Annotated in this window: 22 protein-coding genes; 8 read left to right on the top strand and 14 right to left on the bottom strand. The window is 61.7% G+C overall.

From position 1 onward, the window contains the following. The first annotated feature begins 1 nt into the window (after window position 1). Complete coding sequence (locus tag NTD88_RS15370; protein WP_262191735.1) at window positions 2–592, top strand: vWA domain-containing protein; 591 nt, start codon at window positions 2–4, stop codon at window positions 590–592. A 71-nt stretch (window positions 593–663) separates the two neighbouring features. Here NTD88_RS15370 and NTD88_RS15375 read toward each other — a convergent pair whose 3' ends face one another. Then, complete coding sequence (locus NTD88_RS15375) at window positions 664–930, bottom strand: hypothetical protein (RefSeq protein WP_095153593.1); 267 nt, start codon at window positions 928–930, stop codon at window positions 664–666. Window positions 931–1,255: 325 nt separating this feature from the next. Here NTD88_RS15375 and NTD88_RS15380 point away from each other — a divergent pair, with 325 nt between their 5' ends. Continuing rightward, window positions 1,256–2,581, top strand: a complete 1,326-nt coding sequence (locus tag NTD88_RS15380; RefSeq protein ID WP_262127375.1) for a sigma-54 dependent transcriptional regulator — start codon at window positions 1,256–1,258, stop codon at window positions 2,579–2,581. A 72-nt stretch (window positions 2,582–2,653) separates the two neighbouring features. On the opposite strand, the gene NTD88_RS15385 is transcribed toward NTD88_RS15380, so the two are convergent. From NTD88_RS15385 to pnuC, 8 genes are all read right to left on the bottom strand, one after another. Next, window positions 2,654–3,958 (bottom strand): transporter, encoded by a 1,305-nt coding sequence (locus NTD88_RS15385; protein ID WP_095153591.1) that lies wholly within the window; start codon window positions 3,956–3,958, stop codon window positions 2,654–2,656. 49 nt (window positions 3,959–4,007) lie between these two features. Continuing rightward, window positions 4,008–4,751: a hypothetical protein gene (locus tag NTD88_RS15390; protein ID WP_095153590.1), complete on the bottom strand. Its 744-nt coding sequence runs from the start codon at window positions 4,749–4,751 to the stop codon at window positions 4,008–4,010. Window positions 4,752–4,784: 33 nt separating this feature from the next. After that, on the bottom strand, window positions 4,785–5,474 hold the full coding sequence (locus NTD88_RS15395) for a C39 family peptidase (protein ID WP_262127374.1): 690 nt from the start codon (window positions 5,472–5,474) through the stop codon (window positions 4,785–4,787). A gap of 60 nt (window positions 5,475–5,534) precedes the next feature. Further along, a complete protein-coding gene (locus NTD88_RS15400) occupies window positions 5,535–6,518 on the bottom strand; it encodes a heme utilization protein (RefSeq protein WP_262154421.1) in 984 nt (327 codons plus the stop codon). A gap of 52 nt (window positions 6,519–6,570) precedes the next feature. Further along, entirely contained in the window at window positions 6,571–7,143 is a 573-nt protein-coding gene (locus NTD88_RS15405; RefSeq protein ID WP_262154422.1) for an adhesin, read from the bottom strand. 1 nt (window position 7,144) lies between these two features. Next, on the bottom strand, window positions 7,145–7,603 hold the full coding sequence (locus tag NTD88_RS15410; RefSeq protein WP_095153586.1) for a hypothetical protein: 459 nt from the start codon (window positions 7,601–7,603) through the stop codon (window positions 7,145–7,147). Between the two features lie 297 nt (window positions 7,604–7,900). Next, the gene (locus NTD88_RS15415; protein WP_262127380.1) at window positions 7,901–8,452 is read right to left on the bottom strand and encodes an AAA family ATPase; all 552 of its coding nucleotides are present in this window, start codon (window positions 8,450–8,452) and stop codon (window positions 7,901–7,903) included. Next, window positions 8,449–9,015: a nicotinamide riboside transporter PnuC gene (pnuC, locus tag NTD88_RS15420; protein ID WP_095153584.1), complete on the bottom strand. Its 567-nt coding sequence runs from the start codon at window positions 9,013–9,015 to the stop codon at window positions 8,449–8,451. The genes NTD88_RS15415 and pnuC overlap by 4 nt, the downstream gene beginning before the upstream one ends. 219 nt (window positions 9,016–9,234) lie before the next feature. On the opposite strand from pnuC, the gene NTD88_RS15425 reads away from it, so the two are divergent. Both NTD88_RS15425 and NTD88_RS15430 read left to right on the top strand, forming a co-directional pair. After that, window positions 9,235–10,965 (top strand): DUF2599 domain-containing protein, encoded by a 1,731-nt coding sequence (locus NTD88_RS15425; protein WP_262154423.1) that lies wholly within the window; start codon window positions 9,235–9,237, stop codon window positions 10,963–10,965. A gap of 265 nt (window positions 10,966–11,230) precedes the next feature. Then, complete coding sequence (locus tag NTD88_RS15430) at window positions 11,231–12,640, top strand: DUF2599 domain-containing protein (RefSeq protein WP_262154424.1); 1,410 nt, start codon at window positions 11,231–11,233, stop codon at window positions 12,638–12,640. Between the two features lie 55 nt (window positions 12,641–12,695). Here NTD88_RS15430 and NTD88_RS15435 read toward each other — a convergent pair whose 3' ends face one another. Next, window positions 12,696–14,330, bottom strand: a complete 1,635-nt coding sequence (locus NTD88_RS15435) for a methyl-accepting chemotaxis protein (protein ID WP_262154425.1) — start codon at window positions 14,328–14,330, stop codon at window positions 12,696–12,698. A gap of 295 nt (window positions 14,331–14,625) precedes the next feature. Between NTD88_RS15435 and NTD88_RS15440 the strand changes: the two genes are divergently transcribed. Both NTD88_RS15440 and NTD88_RS15445 read left to right on the top strand, forming a co-directional pair. Beyond that, on the top strand, window positions 14,626–15,456 hold the full coding sequence (locus tag NTD88_RS15440; RefSeq protein ID WP_095153835.1) for an undecaprenyl-diphosphate phosphatase: 831 nt from the start codon (window positions 14,626–14,628) through the stop codon (window positions 15,454–15,456). Continuing rightward, window positions 15,456–15,830, top strand: coding sequence for a DUF1294 domain-containing protein (locus NTD88_RS15445; protein ID WP_262127366.1), 375 nt, complete (start codon window positions 15,456–15,458; stop codon window positions 15,828–15,830). Before NTD88_RS15440 ends, NTD88_RS15445 begins: the two co-directional genes overlap by 1 nt. Window positions 15,831–15,851: 21 nt before the next feature. On the opposite strand, the gene NTD88_RS15450 is transcribed toward NTD88_RS15445, so the two are convergent. Both NTD88_RS15450 and NTD88_RS15455 read right to left on the bottom strand, forming a co-directional pair. Next, the gene (locus NTD88_RS15450; protein ID WP_262154426.1) at window positions 15,852–16,214 is read right to left on the bottom strand and encodes an MmcQ/YjbR family DNA-binding protein; all 363 of its coding nucleotides are present in this window, start codon (window positions 16,212–16,214) and stop codon (window positions 15,852–15,854) included. Further along, complete coding sequence (locus tag NTD88_RS15455; protein WP_262127363.1) at window positions 16,207–17,115, bottom strand: LysR substrate-binding domain-containing protein; 909 nt, start codon at window positions 17,113–17,115, stop codon at window positions 16,207–16,209. The genes NTD88_RS15450 and NTD88_RS15455 overlap by 8 nt, the downstream gene beginning before the upstream one ends. Before the next feature lie 119 nt (window positions 17,116–17,234). Between NTD88_RS15455 and NTD88_RS15460 the strand changes: the two genes are divergently transcribed. Further along, window positions 17,235–17,846: an FMN-dependent NADH-azoreductase gene (locus NTD88_RS15460; protein WP_095153578.1), complete on the top strand. Its 612-nt coding sequence runs from the start codon at window positions 17,235–17,237 to the stop codon at window positions 17,844–17,846. A 134-nt stretch (window positions 17,847–17,980) separates the two neighbouring features. Then, window positions 17,981–19,012: an alpha/beta hydrolase family protein gene (locus NTD88_RS15465; RefSeq protein WP_095153577.1), complete on the top strand. Its 1,032-nt coding sequence runs from the start codon at window positions 17,981–17,983 to the stop codon at window positions 19,010–19,012. Here the strand turns inward: NTD88_RS15465 and NTD88_RS15470 are convergent. Together NTD88_RS15470 and NTD88_RS15475 are read right to left on the bottom strand one after the other, a co-directional pair. Beyond that, window positions 19,006–20,196 carry an MFS transporter gene (locus tag NTD88_RS15470; protein ID WP_262154427.1) on the bottom strand — a complete coding sequence of 397 codons (1,191 nt, stop codon included), beginning with the start codon at window positions 20,194–20,196 and terminating at the stop codon, window positions 19,006–19,008. The two genes, NTD88_RS15465 and NTD88_RS15470, sit on opposite strands and share 7 nt — an antisense overlap. Window positions 20,197–20,360: 164 nt before the next feature. Then, complete coding sequence (locus NTD88_RS15475) at window positions 20,361–21,947, bottom strand: ABC-F family ATPase (protein WP_095153575.1); 1,587 nt, start codon at window positions 21,945–21,947, stop codon at window positions 20,361–20,363. Window positions 21,948–21,972: the final 25 nt, after the last annotated feature.

The following is a 21,972-nucleotide window of genomic DNA, read 5'->3' on the forward strand; positions in this document are numbered from 1 at the left end:
GGTGGCCTGGCCGGCGACCCTGCTCAAGGGCCGGCCACGGCAGCGCGCCGATCTGTGCTGGAGCCAGCGCAGTGCGTCCAGTCCCGAATTGTGGCTGGTAATCGTCGATGCGTCGGCCTCGACCCGCCGTTATCAGGCGTTGAGCCGGGCCAAGGGGCTGCTGGCGAGCTTTTTCGACCAGGCCTACCGCGCCCGCGCCCGCCTGGCCTTGCTCACGGCCAGCGGCACTTCGCCGCGCTGGCAACGCCATGGGTTGAAAGCCTCCGCGGCGTTGCAGCCATGGCTGGCCGAGCTGGGGGCGGGGGGCGGCACACCGCTGCTGGCGGCGTTGCAGGAAGCGCGGCAATGGTTAGTGCGGCGGCAGAAGCAATTCCCTGGCGAGCAACAGCGCTGCCTGCTGCTGACCGATGGTCGCCTGAGTAAAAGCGCCGCGTTGGCGCCACTACCGTGCGCCAGCGTATTGATTGATATGGAGAGCGGGCCGGTGCGCCTGGGCCGCGCACGACAACTCGCTGAGCAACTTCAGGCTGACTATTGGCATATGGATCAATTGGATAGCGCTGCCTGCGGCGCGTTGTCGCAGCGACAATAAAGTACAACTTCGCGACCAACAAAAAGTGCACCCGAAGGTGCACTTTTTTATTGGCCTGAAAAACCCGGAAGTTACTTCGGCATGGTCCAGGGCTGCAGGTCGTAGCCTTTCAGGCGCAACTCGGCGCGTACTTCTTCGAGCAGGTGCGCCCACTGCGCCGGGTCGGAGTAAGTGCTGCTGGACACTTGTTTGCTGCCAATCCGGGTGCTGGTCCGGTCGATCACTGCCAGGCTTAGCTCACCGGTACCGTTTGGCGCGTCCCAGGCTACACACTGGAAGGGTTCGAAGGCGTGGTCGGCAATCAGCAGTGCTTCGTTGACACGCAGCGGAGCGTTCATGGGTTCGGTCTCTCTATGGTCCCAAACATCAAAATGAAAGTTGCCGGCGGTTGTTCGCGGCGGCAGGTTACTTGTACTGATGTCCGAAGTAACAGGTGAAGTCACACCGTTCGCGAAAATTTTTTATTCGCGCTTCGCACATTGTTTTTTTCCTGGCGCTTGAGACGTTGAAATAACAGGAAAATTCCCGAGGGTGAAAAATAACGCCAGTGCTCGACGGACAGACGGTAGTGGGCCAACAGTCGTTCATTGCTACTGTTACAAACGGGTCTGCCAAGATGCTGTTTCTACTCACTTTTCCAATAATTGGCGTCAAGGAACGGTCATGCTCGAACCCGCACAGAACCGTCGTTTGCTGGTGGTCGATCCTTGCGATGATTGCCATCGCCTGTTGCCCGGATTACGCAGTGTTGGCTGGGATGTTCATAGCTGCACGTTGAGCAGTGCCCTGGAGCATCCCTGTGATGTCGGGCTCCTGCGTTTGCAGGCGTCGCACCTGCAGCACCCCGAGGCGGTCAAGGACCTGATCGGGCGCAGCGGCGCCGAGTGGATCGCCGTGCTCAGCCCTCAGGAACTGCGGGCGCAGAAGATCGGCGACTTCGTCTGTGAGTGGTTCTTCGATTTCCATACCCTGCCGTTCGATGTGTCCCGGGTCCAGGTGACGCTGGGGCGGGCGTTTGGCATGGCGCGCTTGCGGGGCAAGGGCCCGGCACCGGTCGATGAGCCGGAGCACGAGCTGCTCGGTGATAGCCGACCGATCCGTGATCTGCGCAAGCTGCTGGGCAAACTGGCGCCCACCGAGTCTCCGGTGCTGATCCGCGGCGAAAGCGGGACCGGCAAGGAATTGGTGGCGCGCACCCTGCACCGCCAGTCGCAGCGCCACGACAAGCCATTCGTGGCGATCAATTGCGGGGCGATTCCCGAACACTTGATCCAGTCCGAACTGTTCGGCCATGAGAAGGGTGCCTTCACCGGCGCGCACCAGCGCAAGGTCGGGCGGATCGAGGCGGCCCATGGCGGCACCTTGTTCCTCGATGAAATCGGCGACCTGCCGCTGGAGTTGCAGGCCAACCTGTTGCGGTTTCTCCAGGAAAAGCACATCGAGCGGGTGGGCGGCAGCCAGCCGATTGCCGTGGATGTGCGGGTACTGGCGGCGACCCACGTCGACCTGGAGAGCGCCATTGTCAGTGGACGGTTCCGTGAAGACCTGTATTACCGGCTCAATGTGTTGCAGGTGGTGACCGCGCCGTTGCGTGATCGTCACGGTGACCTGTCGATGCTGGCCAGCCACTTCTCGCGTTTCTACAGCCAGGAAACCGGACGCCGTCCGCGCACCTTCAGCGAGGACGCCCTCGGTGCCATGGGCAAGCACGACTGGCCGGGCAATGTCCGTGAACTGGCCAACCGTGTGCGCCGTGGCCTGGTGCTGGCTGAGGGGCGGCAGATCGAGCCCCGCGACCTTGGCCTGCAAGAACAGACCGCAATGCTCGCGCCTATCGGCACGCTGGAGGACTACAAGCACCAGGCGGAACGCCAGGCCCTGTGCGATGTGCTCAACCGGCACAGCGACAACCTGAGCATCGCGGCGAAGGTGCTGGGGGTTTCGCGGCCGACCTTCTACCGTTTGTTGCATAAGCATCAGATTCGCTGAGGCCATTCCCTGCCAGAAACCAGAAAGCCCGTGACTGCAACAGCAGCCACGGGCTTTTGTGTGTGAAACCGATCAGAAGTAGTACGGGAATTTCAGGCTGAAGGTGAAGTCCGGCGCATCGTCGGTAAGGCCGATGGACAGGTTCGGCACGATGGTCAGCTTGTCGGTGGCGGCCAGGGTCATGCCGACGTTGAAGTAGGCGGCGTTGGCGTCGCTGCCGGTGACGGTGGCCCAGTCGCCGCCGTCTTCCTTGGTCTTGGAGCGCCGCACGATCAGGTCGGAGACGGAGAACGACATACTCATCTTCTCGTTCAGGGCGAAGGCGACACCGGCGCCGAGTTGGAAGCTGTCACCCAGTTTGACCTTGCCCGGTATTTTCTGGTTTTCGGTCGAGCTGATGTCGCTGAACGAGTCCTCGAGGTTGTGGGTGTACGACAGGCTGCCGAACAGCACTGCCGGGTCGAAGGTCTTGACCAGCGAGATACCGGGGCTGATGGACCAGACGCCGTTGCCGGTCGGCAGGCTTTCCGGGTATTGCAGGCTGCTGTTTTGCGGATCGGTACGGAACTTGATGCCGAACGGGTCCTTGCCGGTGGGCGCCTTGACCCGCAGGGTGAACACCGCGTCCGGGGCGTAATCCGACTCGTCCATGAATTTGTAGGCAACGCCGACGTTGACGTCGCCAATGGTCGGGTCGCGGGTAACGGTGCGTTCGGAAAGCGCGGTGCCGGCACCGCCGGGTTGGTTGGGCGTGCCGCTGGCACCTCCGGACTGGAAGGTCGACTCGCGGTAGACCACCGGCACGTTGACGTCGAACTGCCAGCGCTGGTTGAGGTTGTAGCGCCCGGTCAGGTCAAGGGTCCAGGTGTCGGATTTGATCCGGTCGAGGTTGATGTTGCCGAGGAAGATCGAGTCCAGCGCCAGGAAGCCGTTGAGCAGCAGTTGCTTGGTGTCGTACCGGGCATAGGTGATGCCGGTCTCGACACTGAACTTGCCGCCGCCGAAGAAGCCGCTCGCTTCGTCGTACAGGTTGGTGACGCTCTGTGCCGGGGCCGAGTCGTCTTTCAGCGATTCGCCGTAGGAAGCACCGCTACCCGATGCCGCGACCGCCTGGCCTTGCCCGGAAGGCTGGCTTGGCTTGGTTGCAGGGGAACGCACGAGGCGTTTGGGGGCTGGGGTTGCGGGTTGGTCTTCGACCTGGCGGACCCGCTGTTCGAGGACCATCAAGGCTTGTTGCTGCTGTTCATAACGTTGTTTGAGGGCTTGCAACTCCTGTTTCAGCGCCTCCACCTGCGGGTCCTGTGCCGCGAAAAGCATCGTTGAAGGAACCAGGGTGCTCAGACAGACGACTGCATTGAATGAAAACTTCCGGTGCATAGGTTAGCCATCCTTTCCAACTGCGCAATAAGTTGAAACAGAGCGTAGATCAATATCCGGAGATACGAAGGCCCTTCAACTGGTCCAGATTGCAGTTCAGCGCGCCTGCCGTGGGCATGTTGTCGCGCAGTACCACATTGAGCTGAGTGATGTTGCTGACGGCGTTGCTGCCGCCGAGCAGGGTGGTGGCCTGCATCAGCCCGCCATCGGCGAGCCGCTGGAGGCTGGCGCCCTGATTGTTGGCGGCCTGGATGCTCATCTGGATACCGGCGGAGGTCGAGGCGACGCTTAGGGTGCCGGCGTTGTTGCTGGCGCTGATGGTGGCGCCGCTGGCAAGGGCCTGGCCTTGCTGGGCGGCCATTTGCGGTGCCTGGCTGGCCTCGCTGACATTGACCTGGAAGTTGTTGGAGGTGGTGTTGCCGTCGCCGGCAGAGCGGTTCACCTGGATCACGCCCTGGCCGCTGCCCAGACCAGCGCCACCGGTGACGGTGCCAGTGCCTTGAGCGGTGGAGGTGCCCGTGCCGTTTTCACCGGTCAGGGAGACATAGAATTGCGGCTTGAAGGTCGACTGCTGCACCTGCAGCGAGGCCGTCGCGCCGATGCGGTCGCCATTGGCGTTTTGCCAGGTGCTGTTCATGACCACCCCGAAACTGATGATGCGCCCTGGCATCACGTAGCGTCCGCGTAGTTGAGACAGTTCCTGATCCTTGACTTCGATGGGTTTGAACGCCTGCGCCTGGGCAGGAAGGCTGGCCGCGAGACACGCGGCGATCAGCCAGCTTGAAGTCTTCATCGGGTGCTCCCGGAGCTCCATGCTCGCTTGTTGTTAGAAGAAGTCGCTCTGGATGAATCCAAATTCCATCAATTGCGCATCGTCGATGGGCTGGAAGTTGTTGACGCGGTTCTTGGCGGTCAGCGGGTCCGGCGGGTTGAGCAGGGCGTTGGCCTTGTCGTAGCCGGGGCCGATGACGGCGAAGATGATGCCGTTCCAGCCTTTGACGAAGTCATCGAACTTGTAGCGTTTGTGGCCCAGTACCGGGTCGCCGACGTAGGCCCAGTCCTTGTCGGTGCGTTGCAGCACGACGAAGTGTTTGTAGCCACGGATATCCATCAGCACCACGACCGGAATGCTCACGTCATGCAGGCTTTCCGGCGGGATCTTGTAACCCCGGGCACGCATGCCGAGGCTTTCCACGTAGCGTTTCATGTCGAGCATCGAGAAGCCCTGGACGCGGACGATGTCCTGATCGGAGTGGGCGAGCATGCCTTCGATGATGTGGCTTTCATCCACGTCCAGCCAGTAGGCCTGTTTGAGGATGGTGCCCAGTGCGGCGGCGCCGCAACTGAAGTCGGTCTTTTGTTGAACCAGGTTGGCGAAGCGGCGTTCACGGATGCTCTGTACTGGCTTGTAGATCGTGACTCCGCCTGGCAGGGCGGCGACCGCCATCTGCGCGGCGTGGACCGTGCCGATCTGACCACTCAGGACAACCAGCAGCATCAGCAGTAGCGCACGCATGATCTTCCCCATCCTGTGGTGAATTAGGAAAGGGGCCCCGAAGGGCCCCGATCAAGGCTGTTACATGCCAGTGCAGGCACGGCAGCCGGCGGCGATGGACAGCGAGTTGCTTTGTTGGTTGCCCGAGCCTGCCGAGACGTTGGCCCCGACGTTGCCCGACACGCCGTTCAGCGAGTTGGTCAGCGACGCGGTGTTGGTCACAGGGTTGACCCAGCCACTTGGGGTCAGCACTTGGTAGGAGGCTACGCCGTACAGCGCGAAGTCGCCTTCTTCGTGGAACTTAAGCGGATCTTTCTGGGTTTGGCCACCACGGTCATGGCTGTCATGACCGCCGTCTTTCTTGCTTTCTACGTAGCCAACGCCGTTGCCTTCGTACTGGCCGTAGGCAGCAAAGGCGGAGTAGAGGGTTTTGGTGTCGTAGGTACGGTCGGCTTCGTTGGTCACTTTCAGACCAGTGGTGTTCTGGTTGGCAGCGGCGCTGGCTGCGGCGACGCGGCCGCCGGACACGGCGATGGCCAGGTTGTTTTTCTGTTGGTTGAAGTCGCCGGCGGTGACGTTTACCCCAATGTTGCCGGAGCTGCCGTTGGCCGAGCTGTTGAGGGTCGCGGTGTTGCGGGTGGAGTAGTTCTTGACCGTGTTGCCGACGTTGTTCTGGGTTGCGCTGGAGACGGCGAGCGCGCTGCCGAAGATGAAGCTTTCGTCGGCGGTGGCGATTGCAGCGACGTTGTCTTGTTGGTTGCCGTCACCGGCTGCGGTGTTGGCGCCCAGGTTGCCCTGCGAGCCATTGGCCGAACTGTCCATCTTGGCGTCGTTGCGGGTGGCTTCGTTTTTGACCCAGTTGCCGCTGTTGTTTTGAGTATCGATCACCGTGGCGGCGGAGCCAGCGTTGATCAGCAGGGACAGCAGAAGGGTCTGGGTGCTGTCGTGATCGTCGTGGCCGCGACCACCGCCATGGTCGTCGTTACGTCCGCCTGCTTGTGCAGCAACTGCCATGACCGCTGCGAGTGCGAATACCAGAGGCTTGAGTGCCATTGTGGGTTTCATGGTGTTTCTCCGCATTAATTATGATTGTTAAGTGTTGTGTTGCCTTATCGGGTCAGTCAGCGACCCGTACGCTCAGGGTGTTGGCCATTCGGTTTCCCACCCCTGCGCTCTGATTCAACTGAACCACGCCACGACTGCCGGTGAATGCCTGGTCGCTGGTGCTGACCTGGCGACTGCCGGGTGTGTGGTCGGTTGAGTCGGAGCTGTTGGACAGCGCCACGTTCTGCTGGAGCAGGACGCTGTCATCGATGCTTTGCGGTACGGCGCTGATGCCGATGCGTACCGCGTTGGCTTGTTGCGTACCGGCACCGGCGGACTGGTTGATGCCCAGGATGCCGTTGCCGTTACTGAAGGAAGTGCCGCCGATACTGGCGTTGGCATCGATGGCGCGGCTGGCGGCCGTATCGATGCTCTGGGTGATCCGGGTGGTGGCCTGGGCCTCGTGGCCGATGGCGATGGCCCGGCTGTTGTTCTGTTGTTGCTGGTCGCCGGCAGCCTGGTTGATCGAAAGATTGCCCTTGTAACCTTGGGCGCTGCTGTCGATCCGGGCGTTGTCCTCGACGGGCGAGGCAGCCAGTGCGGTGCCGCTGCAGAACAAGGCGATAAACAGGAGGGAGGCTTTCATCTCACTTGCCTCCGGTCAGGATCTGCAGCGGGGCGAGGCCGCGCTGGATACCCGAGTTGACCGAGTTGGAGATGCTACCGCCCGCGCCGCCACCGCCGCCGCCCGTGGCATTGCCAAGGCCCGGCAGGGTGCTGGGCACCGCGTTGATTCCACGCACACCACCCGAGGCAGCGTCAGGGACCAACAAACGGTTGATCGTGGCGCCACTGGCGACGCTGGCAAAGTCACCGTCGCTCAGTTCGTTGTTGGTCTGGGAGACGATGCGATTGGAGGCGTTGGTGTTGACGGTGGTGGGGCTCGGATCCGGATGGTCGTTGCGAATGGCCGGGCGGGTCTTGACGTCACGGGTCAGGACGACCACACCGTTGCCACCCGCCTGGACCTGGGCGGCGAGAAGGGAAGCGCTGAGTGCGCATCCGATGACCATAAGGCGAAGCAGCTTATTGTTGTGATTCCCCACGGCGGCGGTTCCTTCTTTCTATGCGCTGGCCCTTCAGCGTTGCGAGAGAGAGAGCAGAAGCTGTGCCGCTTTTTGTTTGCCGTGTTGAATCAACGACTTGCATGAATCCGGGGAGAGCGCTTCGCGCTGCCTGTAACGCCGGTGAGACAACCTGGCGGCGGCGCGGGCGGGGCGTGGTACGGGAAGTCGATAAAGCGGGGCGGGGCGGCCACTGTATCAGTGGCGTGACAGTCGACTCGCGGATGGCGCGGCGGGCTCTGCGCCGCGGGCCGGGGTCGCGAAGGGTGTATCAGCGAGTTAACACTCGGTTGCGCAGGCTGGGGCTTTACCTTCCAGCAGGCGCTGGACCGTGGCCAGAACGATGGCGCGGCGGTGGACCCAGTCGCCTTCGATGATCATCAGCGGCTGACGATGCTGTTCCAGCCATTGCCGGCTGGCCGCGAAGAACGCCCGGCGCTCCTCCAGGTCCGGCTGGCAGCGCTGGCCGTCGCCGATCCACGGCACGCCGTCGGGGCTGAGCAGCAGGTGCAGGTCATAGTGCCGCGCCAGCAGCGCCTGCTCCAGCCAGTCGGGGCAATCGGCGAACAGCGTCTGGCTCCAGAGGATATTGCTCAGCAGGTGGGTGTCGAGAATCAGCAACTCCGGCTGACGCTGGCGGGCGGCGTCTTCCCAGGCCAACTGGCCGCGGGCAATGGCCGGGATATCGGCGTAGCAGGTGTCGCGCTGCTGCTCGTCGATAAAATGGCGGACATATTCGCCGACCAGCTCGCCACCGAAATGCGCCTGGATTTCCCCTGCCAGCCAACTCTTGCCGCTGGACTCGGGGCCTGCCAGCACCAGGACCTTCATGCCGCCACCACTGCGGGATCGCGGCGCCACTCGCGCAGCCCCTGGATCGCCATCAGCGTGAACAACGCATACAGACCCGCGGTCAGGTACAGCCCCTGATAGAGGAACAAGCCGACGCAGACCGCGTCGATCACGATCCACAAGGCCCAGCACTGCACGCGCTTCTGCGCCATCCACCCTTGCGCCACCAGGCTGAAGCCGGTGATGGTCGCGTCCAGCCAGGGCTGGGCGGCATCGGTCCAGGTACTCATGGCGCCGCCAATCAGCAGGCTGCCCAGCAGGCCGAAGAGCAACCCGAGATTGACCTGGCCGGGTGTCAGCAGGCTGACCTTGCGCGCCTCGCGCACACTGTCCGGCCGGGTCCACTGCCACCAGCCATACAGTTGCAATACGGCATACACCCCTTGCAGGAGCATTTGCGAATAGAGCCTGGCATCGAAGAACACCCAACTGTAAAGCAGCACCATGGCCAGGCCGATGGGCCAGCACCACGGATTCTGCTTGACCGTCAGCCAGACGGAGAGGGCGCCAAGTACGGCGGCGAACAGTTCGAGGCCGGACATCGGCGCTCCTTTACAGCAAGGAAAGAGGGGCGGGGATTGTACCTGTTAGGCAAGTAGCCGCCAGCCGGGTTTTCCGCTTGCACCTGATATTTCTGTCAGTTTCGCGCCGTTGCGTTTGCAGGCAGATTATTTCTGCGGCGTCGAGTTGTGGCTGTTCAGTCGTTGTTACGTCGATCCACTCATTGAAGAAAGATCCCGACGATTTCAGGAGACACGGCGATGAGAAGGCGTATTGACAGGCTTATTCCGCTATTGGCGTTACCGTTCATGCTGCAGGCGACGTTTGTTCATGCGGAAAGCTGCGAAGAAACATTGAAAGTGGTTCAGGAGCTCTATAACAACGAGGCGAGCAACTGTATGTCGCTGACGGGTGATAGATCGGTCAGGAACCCGGCATCGGACTGTTCCGGCCTGCTTGTCAGGGGCACGATGCGGCCCGAGCGGCAGGAAACACCTCAGCCTGCCGGCACCTATTACGTGTGGAATTCGAGTCCTACGGCAGTGAAGCTGGGGACCACGGCGGCCTCCTGGATGCGCTCTGACATCAAATATCAGACGCCCGGTGTCAGCCACCACAACGGCATGCTGCTGTACCCGACTCACTACACGCCAGCGGGTAAAACCCCGGTGAATATTGATTGCGCCTTCCCCATCGATGGCTATACGGATTCCCGCAACGATAATGGCTGCGGCGACAATGACAGAACGCCGAATGTGGAGAAGTCCTGCCAGCAAGAGGGCGTCAATGGTTCCAACTGGAAGGCCAGCGAGTTCGACCCGTTCGGCGGTGTAGACCCTGCAAGAAACATGTCCCTGTGCGGCTTCGATATGCGCGGGCTGAGCGACGAACAGCGCACGGATGCCTTCCAGCAGTTCATGCAGTCCAGGAAGTCAATCGAAGGCTCTGAAGGCGCATTCTTCTGGCAGACGGAAGTGCGCTTCAAGAACCCCGAGAAGGACAAAGCGCCTGTAATGGCGTTCTTCTTCAGTGAAGAAACCGGCACCAACGTCGAGGACGCCTGGAAGAATGCCGAAGAATATAAACAGGTGACGGGCGAGGAACGGCCGGTCATCAAGATCAACTTTCCGAATGACCCGAGCAGCAAGGCAACATTCTCTTGCGCGACCAAACCTGCACCTAAGCCAGAACCTGTAATCGAGCCCGATAAACCGGTCGCCGGCGGCTGGGGCACGGGGACCGATCCGAAACAATGCTCTCAATACATCGATTCGGTGAAATGGATATCGCGGTGGGACCCAGGCTTCAATAAAGAAGTCATGTCGCTCTCGGTAACGCCTACTGCGTGCGGTCGCGAGGTCGGACCGGACCAGACCGAGAAACTGATTGCCGAGATGAAACAGAAAGCGCTGGCAGAAAAAGACGGGGCGAAGTACTGGGGCGATAGAGACCAGACATTACGGCGTCAGGCGGTGTGCCATATAACCCTGGTCGAGAAAGATAAACAAGGTAACGACTTCCAGGTAAGAAACAAGGAAACATGGAACCTTGAGCCCGTCAGGCCGTATGTCTCGCACGAGCAATCACTCAGGGATGGTTGCAACTCTGTGAAAGTCGACGGAGGAGCCGGTGGCGCTGGCGGTGCTCCCGCGCAATGTCCCGACTACATCAAGTCGGTCAAATGGATGGACCGCACTTATGCGGAATATCCCGGCAAAAAGATCAAGGCACTTGAGGTCACCTACAACGACTGCGCACTTGGATTCGGACCTGACAAAACCGATGCAGTGATGGCGGAGATGAAGAGGAAAGCCTTGGCGGCCGACCCTCAAGGCGCAAAATATTGGGGTGACAAAGACATCTCGATGCGCCGCCAGAGTATTTGCCTTGCCCAGAAGTACACCAAGAAGAACCCGGTGTATCTGGAGTCGATCAGGCCGAACGAAGCCAGTCAGGAGCAAGTCAACGCAGCGGACTGCAACCACAAATGATAACGACGGCGCTCATTGATTGAGACCAGGCTTGTTTGAGCCACTTGAACTGCCGATATCCCGCGGATATCGGCAGTTTTTTCATGTTCGAATGGCTTCAGCGGACAAGCGCGCCGCCGTTTTTTGGCGACCCACCTGACATTTTTGTCAGTTTCGCAAAAGAGTGGGGTGTGGCAGTTTCCGGGCAGGCGGTCGGTAGTGGCATTCAGTCGTGTTCACGCCAAATCAATGAACGGTGTACTCATCGTTTCTGGAGGTGTGTGTCATGCGAAAGACTGTCGAGAAAATAGCCCCGTTACTATTATGTCCCCTGCTATTCGGGGTGCCCTTGGCCAATGCGGAGACCTGCGAGGAAACGCTGAAAGTTGTTCAGGAGCTGTACAACAATACTGTCGATAAATGTGGCGACGATCCGGCCTCGGACTGCTCCGGCCTGTTGATCAGAGGCACGCACCGGGCGGACCCCGCGAAGGGCCAGGCGTGGGATGTGTGGAACCCGAGCCCGAGAGCGCAGGAACTGCAGAGCGAAGCGTTTTCCTATATGCGCAAAGACATTAAATACGACAACCCTGGCATGCAGACGCAGAACGGTTATATCACCACCCCCTTTGATCTTCTCTGTCAGGGCAAGCAGGGCGGTCATCTGCAATGTGCCTTTCCGAACGATGCCTGGACCGACATGCGTACGGACAAAGGCTGTCGAGACAGCCAGCCGCGTGGCAACAGTCCGGGTTCAAAAGAGATTGAAGGCACCTGCAAGGAAATGGGCGTGAACAATGGCGCTCAGTGGCTCGCGCACTTCAATAAATATAATAACCAGACTTACCAGGACATCTATCAATGCGGTTTCGACATGAGAAAAGGCGTGAGCAGGGCCGACCGCACCACTGCCTTCAAGAATTTTCTGGATGCGCGCAAGTTGATAAACAACCGAGAATTCCAGACCCAGACAGAACTGCGACTTTCCCTCACCGAGCCCAATGAACGTGCTGTCCTGGCTTTTTTCACCAGTGATTCACGCGGCGATGCCGCTGCCCGGTTAAATCAACAGGATTACCTGAAGAAGACCGGTAACTACCGACCGATCATCAATATCAAGTTTCCACTTCATGCCAGTGACGTCGCCACCTTCTCTTGTGCTGCCAACCAGATGGCGCCTCCGGCGAATAGTGCGAGCCCGGGTTTTTGTCGCACAGGTAAACCACCGAGCCCTGGCTTCGGGCCAGGCACTGGTTCAGGACCGACCCAGACGCCCGCTCAGGCTCAGGCCAGCCAGGCGGCTGCGGCCGCTGCTGCCGCCGCGCTTGCCGATGCGAACCTGGCCGAGTCGAAGTACTGCACGCCTTACTTCACCAAGAGCGAGTGGATTTCCCGCGATGATCCGGTGTTCGGGCCTAACACGCTGTCGCTTTCGCTGACCACCAACCCCACTTGCTCCATTAAAAAACTCAATGAAGTTGGTTGGGAACGCATGTATGCCGAATTGTATGAAAAACACAAAAATGATCCGCAATGGAAGCAGTACGCCAACAACGGTGGATCGATGCGCGAGCAATTCTATTGCCATGTCGTCGGATACCCGGGCAAAGAGGTCATGAACCTCGAGCCGGTTCGCCCGATGGTGCCTTACAAGGACTCGTTGAAACTGCCTTCGCCGTGTAACCCAGGCAAGTAACAGTCGTTTGTGCAGTGTTGGACCTGCCGCTACCCGATGGTAGCGGCAGGTTTTTTTACACCCGGAATTGCCCCAGTACTTGCTCGAGATGCGCGCTCAGGCGGTTGAGCGCGTGGCCGGACTTGCTGGAGTGCTGCGCGGCGACGGCGGTCTGGCGCGACAGGTCGGCGGTTTCGGTGACGCTGCGGTTGATCTCTTCCACCACATGGGCCTGCTGCAAGGTGGCGCTGGCAATCGAGGCGTTGAGCGAGGTCAGGTTGTGCAGCGCCTGGCTGATGGCATCCAGGCTGGCGCCCGCTTCGCTGGCCTGCTCGACGGTTTCCCGCGAGGCCAGGCTGCTGGCGTCGATGGCCTTGACCGCTGCTTCCGACTGACCTTGCAGGTGCTCGATCATCGCCTGGATTTCGGCGGTGGACTGTTGCGTCCGCTGCGCCAGCAGGCGGACTTCGTCGGCGACCACGGCAAAACCGCGACCCTGCTCGCCGGCACGGGCGGCCTCGATGGCGGCGTTGAGGGCCAGCAGGTTGGTCTGTTCGGCAATGGCGCGAATCACTTCCAGCACGCTGCCGATGCGGGTGCTCTGGCCGGCCAGGGCCTGAATCACATGGACCGCCTGGTCGATGGTGGCGGACAGCTCGTCGATCTTGCGCAGGCTGCCGTGAATGCTCTGCTGGCCCTGGCGGGCGCGTTCCTGCGCCTCGCTGGTTTCGCTGGAAGCCTGCTCGGCGTTCTTCGCCACGTCCTGGACGGCGTAAGTGACTTCGTTGATGGCGGTGGCCACCTGTTCCATCTGCTGCGACTGCTGGTCGCTGCGCTGCTGGGTCTGCCCGGCGTTATCACCGACCTCGCCGGCCGAATGGCCCAGTTCTCGCGCCGCTTCCTGGAGACGCACGACCACCTGCTGCAACTGCCCGGTGAAGCTGTTGAAGTGCTGGCCGAGGCGGGTGATTTCGTCGTTGCCATGGGTGTCCAGGCGCTTGGTCAGGTCGGCTTCGCCGCTGGCGATGGTGGCCATGGCCTCCACAGCCTCCTGCAACGGGCGGACGATACTGCGGGAAATCAGCAGCACCAGCAGCGTCAGGACTACCGCGATGCCGGCACCGAGCAGCGAGGCGTCGCGCAATTGACGGAAGAACTCGCCCTGCATGTCGTCGATATAGATGCCAGAGCCGATGATCCAGCCCCAGGGCTTGAACAACTGGATGTAGGACGTCTTTTCCACCGGGTCGCTGGCGCCGGGCTTGGGCCAGCGGTAGTCGATGCTGCCGGCGCCGCGGGTCTTGGCCAGGCTGACCATTTCATTGAACAGCGCAAAGCCGTCGGGATCGCGGATGCCGGAGAGGTCCTGGCCTTCGAGCTTGGGGTTGGTCGGGTGCATGAGCATCTTCGGCCCCAGGTCGTTGATCCAGAAGTAGTCGTTCTGGTCATAGCGCAGCGCCCGCACGGCGTTCAGCGCCTGTTGCTGTGCGGCTTCGCGGCTAAGGCTGCCAGCGGCTTCCTGACCCTGGTAGTACGTCAGAATCCCGGCGGCAGTCTCGACCACATGGCGGGTCTTTTCCGCCTTGGCCCGGTACAGGTCAGAGTGAATCTGATTGAGCATAAGCAACCCGAGGGTCACCAACATCGCCACGGCCAGCACCAGGATGAGCCACAGGCGCCGGCTGATCGACATACTGCGTAAAGTCTTCATGAAGGTCATCTCGAGTTCTTGTTATTTTGAGCATCCAAGCATGCTTTAGCGCTTCCACCTACTCGACCAATGGCTAAGTGGTTGATTCGGCTGGCTCCATTAGTACGACCGGGCAGCGTTTATCCCACAGGTCTGATAGGATTTCGGCCTTTCTGCGCCAAATCTGAAGGGTATGTCGCGATTAATGTGGCCGTTTCCGTTTTATGGTCGCCGTCGCATGCCTGGGCCTTGAAAAACCAAAGCGTATCGAAAACTAGAACGGGGCATGCCACGCGCATCGCCTTACGGGGGAATGATGGATTTTTGGACCGCCATGCAGGCAGTGATTCTCGGCATCGTCGAGGGTCTGACAGAGTTTTTGCCGGTTTCCAGTACGGGCCACCAGATAGTCGTGGCCGACTTGATCAACTTCGGCGGTGAACGGGCCATGGCCTTCAACATCATCATTCAACTGGGTGCGATCCTGGCGGTGGTGTGGGAGTTTCGCCGCAAGATCATCGACGTGGTGGTGGGCCTGCCGCGCCAGCGTGAGGCGCAGCGCTTCACCGTCAACCTGCTGATCGCCTTCATGCCCGCCGTGGTGCTGGGCGTGGCCTTCGCCGACCTGATTCACGAGTACCTGTTCAACCCGATCACCGTAGCCGCAGCGCTGGTGGTGGGTGGCGTGATCATGCTCTGGGCCGAGCGTCGCGAGCATGTGATCCGTGTTGCCGAGGTGGACAACATGCACTGGACCGACGCCCTGAAAATCGGCTGCGCCCAGTGCCTGGCGATGATTCCGGGGACTTCGCGTTCCGGCTCGACCATCATCGGCGGCCTGCTGTTCGGCCTGTCGCGCAAGGCGGCCACCGAGTTCTCGTTCTTCCTGGCCATGCCGACCATGGTCGGCGCCGCGGTGTACTCCGGCTACAAATACCGTGACCTGTTCCAGCCGGACGACTTCATGGTCTTCGCCATCGGCTTCGTGGTCTCGTTCATCTTCGCCATGATCGCTGTACGCGGCCTGCTCAAGTTCATCGCCAGCCACAGCTACGCGGCGTTCGCCTGGTACCGCATCGTCTTTGGCCTGGTGATTCTCGGGACCTGGGCCTTCGGCGTGGTCGACTGGTCGGTGGCCCACGGCTGATGCGCTATCCACGGCTCAAGCTGCTGGCGTTCGCCATGCTCTGCCTGCTGCCGCTGGGCGGGGCCCTGAAAACGGGCCTCGCCGAACAGTTCTGGTTGCCTGCGCTGCTGTATATAGCGGCGAGCCTGGTGTGTGCCGGGCTCTACTGGCACGACAAGCGCCAGGCGCAAGTGCAGGGCCAGCGCATTCCGGAAAAGCTGCTGCACCTCAGCGAACTGCTCGGCGGCTGGCCGGGCGCGCTGGTGGCGCAGCAACTGTGGCGACACAAGACGCGCAAGCTGTCCTATCAAGTGGTGTTCTGGCTGATCGTGCTGGTGCACCAGGTGGTGTGGGTCGATGTGCTGTTTCTGGGCCAATGGCGGCATATCTTCTAGCCGCCGCCTCAACGCCCCGGTTCAATCCAGCAACAACCCCACCTGCAGCCGCTTCGGCAACTTCTTCACCACCAACTGGTGCGACCGCCTCAACATGTCCTCAAGCGTCTCGCGTCCCAATGCGTAGGGCGGGGCGACGCTGATCCAGTGCGCCCTGGCCAGATACGGCGCCGGACGAACCCCGGGAATATCGACGTAGCCGAGGAACAGGTCCTTGTCGACCTTGAACGACAGCCCCGCACCCGCCAGGTCGAGCACTGCGAACATCTTGCTGCCGGCCACGGAAAACACCCGCACGCCGCCCCATTTATAGTCTTCCCGCGCGCCAGGCAGCGTCAGGCAGAATTCCGCGACCTGTTCTTGGTTCAGGGTCTTTTCAGACATAACGCTCTCCACATTCCTCGAAAGAAGCGACCAGATGGTCGATCCACGCCCTCACCGCCGGCAGTACGCCGCGCCGATGCGGATAGACCGCTTGCAGGTAACCGCTGGGCATCGACCAGTCCGGCAACAGGCGCACCAGCTCGCCGCTGGCCAGTTCGGCTTCGCAGTGCAGCAAGGGCAGGGCGGTGAAGCCCAGGCCGGCGAGCACCGCGGCCTTGCGTACGACAAAATCGTCTATCCCCAGGCGGGCTTCCAGGCTCAGCTCTTCACGCTGGCCGTCCTTGTCCATCAGGCGCAGGTGCACCAGCCGGTCGGCCTCTACCGCGCCGAGGACTGGTAGCACGGCCAATTCGTTCGGGTGCTGGACCGGGTGCTGGCGGGCAAAGTCGGGGGAGGCTACCAGTTGCATCTGCGCGCGGTTGAGGCGGCGGGTGACCAGTGCCGGGTCTTCATCGCCCAGGTCGCGCACGCGCAGGGCGACATCGATGCCTTCGTTGATCAGGTCGACACGGCGGTTGACCAGGACCATTTCCAGTTGCACGTGCGGGTACAGCGCCAGGAAGCGGGTGATCACCTCCGGCAGAAAGGCGTGGGCCAGGCCCACCGGGCTGGACACGCGCAATCGTCCGCGCGGTTCGCTGGTCATGCTGGCGACCGCTTCGTCGGCCATTTCCGCCTCCAGCAGCATCGCCTGGCAGTGGCGCAGGTAGCGCTCGCCCACGGCGGTCAGCTTCAGTTGCCGGGTGGTGCGTTGCAGCAAGCGGGTACCGAGGCGCTCTTCCAGTTCGGCGATCCGCCGCGACAAGCGTGATTTGGGAATCCCCAGTTGGCGCCCGGCGGCGGCGAAGCCACCGGCTTCAACCACGCGGGCAAAGTAGAACAGGTCATTGAGGTCTTGCATGATTGTTCCATCAGTGGGACGAACTAACGCAATTTTGCGAGCTTATCAGCTATTGGTTGTGCCGTTAGGATTGTCTCCATCGTGACCGCCGACCAGTGGTCCTCATTCAGGAGAGCCCCATGAAACTGTTGCACATCGATTCCAGCATCCTCGGCGACAACTCCGCTTCGCGCCAACTGAGCCAGCAAGTGGTCCAGGCCTGGCAAGCCGCCGAGCCATCGGTCCAGGTGGTCTACCGTGACCTCGCCGCCGATGCCATCAGCCATTTCTCCTCCGCCACCCTGCTGGCCGCGGGCACTCCGGAAGAAGCACGCGACGCCGCTCTGGCCCACGAAGCCAATCTGAGCGCCGAGACCCTGCAGGAGTTTCTCGACGCTGACGCCGTGGTGATCGGCGCGCCGATGTACAACTTCAGCATCGCCAGCCAGCTCAAGGCCTGGATCGACCGCATTGCTGTCGCCGGCAAGACCTTCCGCTACACCGAAACCGGCCCGGAAGGCCTGTGCGGTAACAAGAAAGTGATCGTGGTCTCCACCGCGGGCGGTCTGCATGTCGGTCAGCCTACTGGTGTCGGCCATGAAGATTTCCTCAAGGTGTTCCTCGGTTTCATCGGCATTACCGACATCGAATTCGTCCGCGCCCACGGTCTGGCTTATGGCGACGAGCCACGCAACAACGCGCTGCAGGCTGCCCAGGCTCAGATCGCCAACGACCTGTTCGCCGCGGCCTGAGTCTCCGGCCTTCGCGGGCAGTAGATGCCCGCCCTGGCTGTCAGGAGTTTCATCGAGCTTTCATCTGCACCAATGTGGCCCGCTCTATGCTTTGCATTAGGCGGGTCATCGCCATTGGGTCAGGGTGAAAGCAAATGCAGGTTCTTCGGACGTTGTTGGTGCTCGGTGCGTTGTGCTGCAGCCTTGTGGTGCAGGCCGAGCCGGCGCAACAGTGGAACGTCGGCCTGCACCGCATGAGCATTCCCGATCCGCTGGACGGCCAGCCGATGCAGGTGCTGGTGTTCTACCCCTCGAGCGGCTTGGCGCACTGGCGCCGGATCGACGGTTATCGCCTCAATGTCGCCGCCGAAGCACCGGTGGTGATGGGCCGTTTTCCCTTGCTCGCCTTGTCCCACGGCAACACCGGCACGCCCCTGGCCTTGCATGACCTGGCCAGCGCCCTGGCGCGGCGCGGCTTTGTGGTGGTTGCGGCGGTCCATCCCGGCGACAACGCCAAGGACCACAGCCGACTCGGCACCCTGAGCAACCTCTATGGCCGTCCGCTGCAAATCAGCGCTGCGATCAGCGCCACGCTGGAGGACTCACTGCTGGCGCCCTATGTCAGCGGCGAACAGGTGGGCATGATCGGGTATTCGGCGGGTGCCGAAACCGCATTGATTCTTTCCGGAGCACGTCCCGATCTTCAGCGACTGAAACGTTACTGTGAGGAACGTCCGCTGGATGCTGACGCCTGCACACGCCACGGCGAACTGGTCGCTGACCGCGACGATTTGTTGCCCGAGGCCGATCCGCGGGTGAGGGCCCTGGTGCTGATGGCGCCGTTGAGCCTGATGTTCGGTCGCCAGGCGCTGGCCGAGGTGAAGGTGCCGTCATTGATCTACAGCGGTGACCACGACCAGTTGCTGGCCATCGACAAGAACGCCGAGGCCCTGGCGCGCAAGCTGCCGGTCACGCCCAACTACCGGCGGCTGGCCGGCGCCGGGCATTTCGTCTTCATGTCGCCCTGTGACGCAGCCCAGCGCGAGCGCATGGCTGCGCTATGTACCGATGCCGACGGCGTTGATCGGGTGGGTATTCACCTGTCGTTACAGTCCGAAACGTCGCACTTCTTCAATCGCGCGCTGGGCGTGCCCAGTCGCGCGGGACTGCATACCGCCGATCAGTGAGGGGGCGAGCGGCGTAGCAGCGTCAGGGTCAGGCCGACGCCCAGCAGCGACAGCAGCGACGCCACACAGAAAATCCAGGCGTAACCCAGATGGGCCGCGACCGCACCCATCACCGGCCCGGCGATCGCCAGGGCGAGATCGAAGAACACTGCATAAGCGCTCAGCCCGGCCCCGCGACTGGTCGGCGGCACTTGCTTGATCGCTTCGACCCCCAGCGCCGGGTACACCAGCGACAGCCCGAAGCCGGTCAGCCCCGCACCGAGCAGCGCCAACAGCGGCGACGGTGCCAGCCACAGCAGCGTCAGGCCGAGCGTCTCCACCGCCATGCATGCAATCGCTACGCGGTAGCCGCCCCACTGGTTGACGGCATTCACAAACATCAATCGGGAAACGATAAAGCACACGCCGAAGGCGCTCAGGCACCAGGCCGCGCCGGTCCAGCCGCGCTCTAGGTAGAAGAGCGTGACGAAGGTGGTCAGGGTGCCGTAGCCGATGGAGGCCAGGGTCAGCGCCACCCCGCACGGCGCCACGCGAGCGAACGCAGCCCAGAACGGCAGGCGTTCACCGCGCATGACGGGCAGCGATGGCTGGGTGCGAATCACCAAAAGCGCCAACACGGCCAACGCGGTCAACGCCAGGCCGATGCTGTAGAAGCCGGTTTCCTGCGCCAGCAACACGCCGACCGGCGCGCCAATGGCGATCGCGCCGTAGGAAGCGATGCCATTCCAGGAAATCACCCGCGCCGTGTGTTCGGAGCCCACCTGTCCAATGCCCCAGCTCAGCGTGCCGACGCCGATCAAACCCTGGGCGATGCCCAGCAGCACGCGCGCCACCAGCAGCAGGGTCAGGCTCGCCAACGGCACACTGACCAACAGCGCGGAGCCCCAGGTCAACAGGCCGCTGACGCCTATCCCGGCAAGGCCATAGGCGATGGTGCGGCGGGTGCCGAGGCTGTCGGCAAGGCGCCCGGCCATCGGCCGGCTGAGCAGGGTCGCCAGGTATTGGATGCCGATGGTCAGGCCGGCGATTATCGCGCTGTAGCCCAGCACATCGTGGACATGGCCCGGCAGTACCGCGATCGGCAGGCCGATGCAGAGGAAGGCAATGAAGGTGTAGAAAACGATCGACAGGATCTGCAGGGTGACCGAGGGCGTTGTGGGCGTGGCGGAGGGTGAAGCAGGCATGGGGTTTCGTTCGCAGGCAAGCGGTTGAAGCGTTACATCATGGCGGCAGGCGGGGAGAAAAGAAAGCAGGCTAACGAATGATTCGGCAGCCGAAAACAACAGCGGGCCGGCCCGTTCCCGCTGTATGGGACGGGCCGGCCCGCTGTATTACCGCTAAGCGAGGATCAGACCACGACGCCCTGGCTGCGCAGGTAATCGTCGTAGGTGCCGCTGAAGTCCACCACGCCGGTGGCGCTCAGCTCGATGATGCGGGTTGCCAGCGACGAAACGAACTCGCGGTCGTGGCTGACGAACACCAACGTGCCCGGGTAGTTTTCCAGCGCCAGGTTCAGCGCCTCGATGGATTCCATGTCCAGGTGGTTGGTCGGTTCGTCCATCACCAGCACGTTAGGCTTTTGCAGGATCAGCTTGCCGAACAGCATGCGGCCCTGTTCACCCCCGGAGATTACCTTCACCGACTTGAGGATCTCGTCGTTGGAGAACAGCATGCGGCCGAGGGTGCCACGGATCACTTGCTCGCCCTGGGTCCACTGGCCCATCCAGTCGAACAGGCTGACATCGTCTTCGAAGTCGTGGGCATGGTCCTGGGCGTAGTAACCGACTTCGGCGCTTTCGGTCCATTTCACCGCACCGGCATCCGGGGTCATTTCACCGACCAGGGTGCGCAGCAGGGTGGTCTTGCCGATACCGTTCGGGCCGATGATCGCGACGCGCTCGCCGGCTTCGATGGTGAAGCTGAAGTCCTTGAACAGCGGCTTGCCGTCGAAGCCCTTGGAGACTTTCTCCAGGGTCACGGCCTGGCGGTGCAGCTTCTTGGTCTGTTCGAAACGAATGAACGGACTGACCCGGCTCGACGGCTTGACCTCGGCCAGCTGGATCTTGTCGATCTGCTTGGCGCGGGAGGTGGCCTGCTTGGCTTTCGAGGCGTTGGCCGAGAAGCGGCTGACGAAGGTCTGCAGCTCGGCAATCTGGGCTTTCTTCTTGGCGTTGTCCGACAGCAACTGCTCGCGGGACTGGGTCGCGGCGGTCATGTACTCGTCATAGTTGCCCGGGAACAGGCGCAGCTCGCCGTAGTCCAGGTCGGCCATGTGGGTGCAGACGCTGTTCAGGAAGTGACGGTCGTGGGAAATGATGATCATGGTGCTGTTACGCGCCGTGAGGATGCTTTCCAGCCAACGGATGGTGTTGATGTCCAGGTGGTTGGTTGGTTCGTCGAGCAGCAGCACTTCCGGATTGGAGAACAGCGCCTGGGCCAGCAACACCCGCAGTTTCCAGCCTGGAGCAACTTCGCTCATCGGGCCGAAATGCTGTTCCAGCGGAATACCCAGGCCCAGCAGCAGCTCACCGGCGCGGGATTCGGCGGTGTAGCCGTCCATCTCGGCGAATTCGGTTTCCAGCTCGGCGACGGCCATGCCGTCTTCCTCGGTCATTTCCGGCAGCGAATAGATGCGATCGCGCTCGGCCTTGACCTTCCACAGCTCCTCGTGGCCCATGATCACCGTGTCGATCACGGTGAACTCCTCGTAGGCGAACTGATCCTGGCGCAGCTTGCCGAGGCGGGTGTTCGGCTCGAGCATGACCTGGCCGCCGCTCGGCTCCAGATCGCCACCGAGAATCTTCATGAAGGTGGACTTGCCACAGCCGTTGGCGCCGATCAGGCCGTAGCGATTGCCGTTGTTGAACTTGACCGAGACGTTCTCGAACAGAGGTTTGGCGCCGAACTGCATGGTGATATTAGCGGTAGAAATCAAGTGCTTGTCCTGCGGGGATTCCAGA

The organism is Pseudomonas sp. 20P_3.2_Bac5 (assembly GCF_025466035.1).
Classification (GTDB): domain Bacteria; phylum Pseudomonadota; class Gammaproteobacteria; order Pseudomonadales; family Pseudomonadaceae; genus Aquipseudomonas.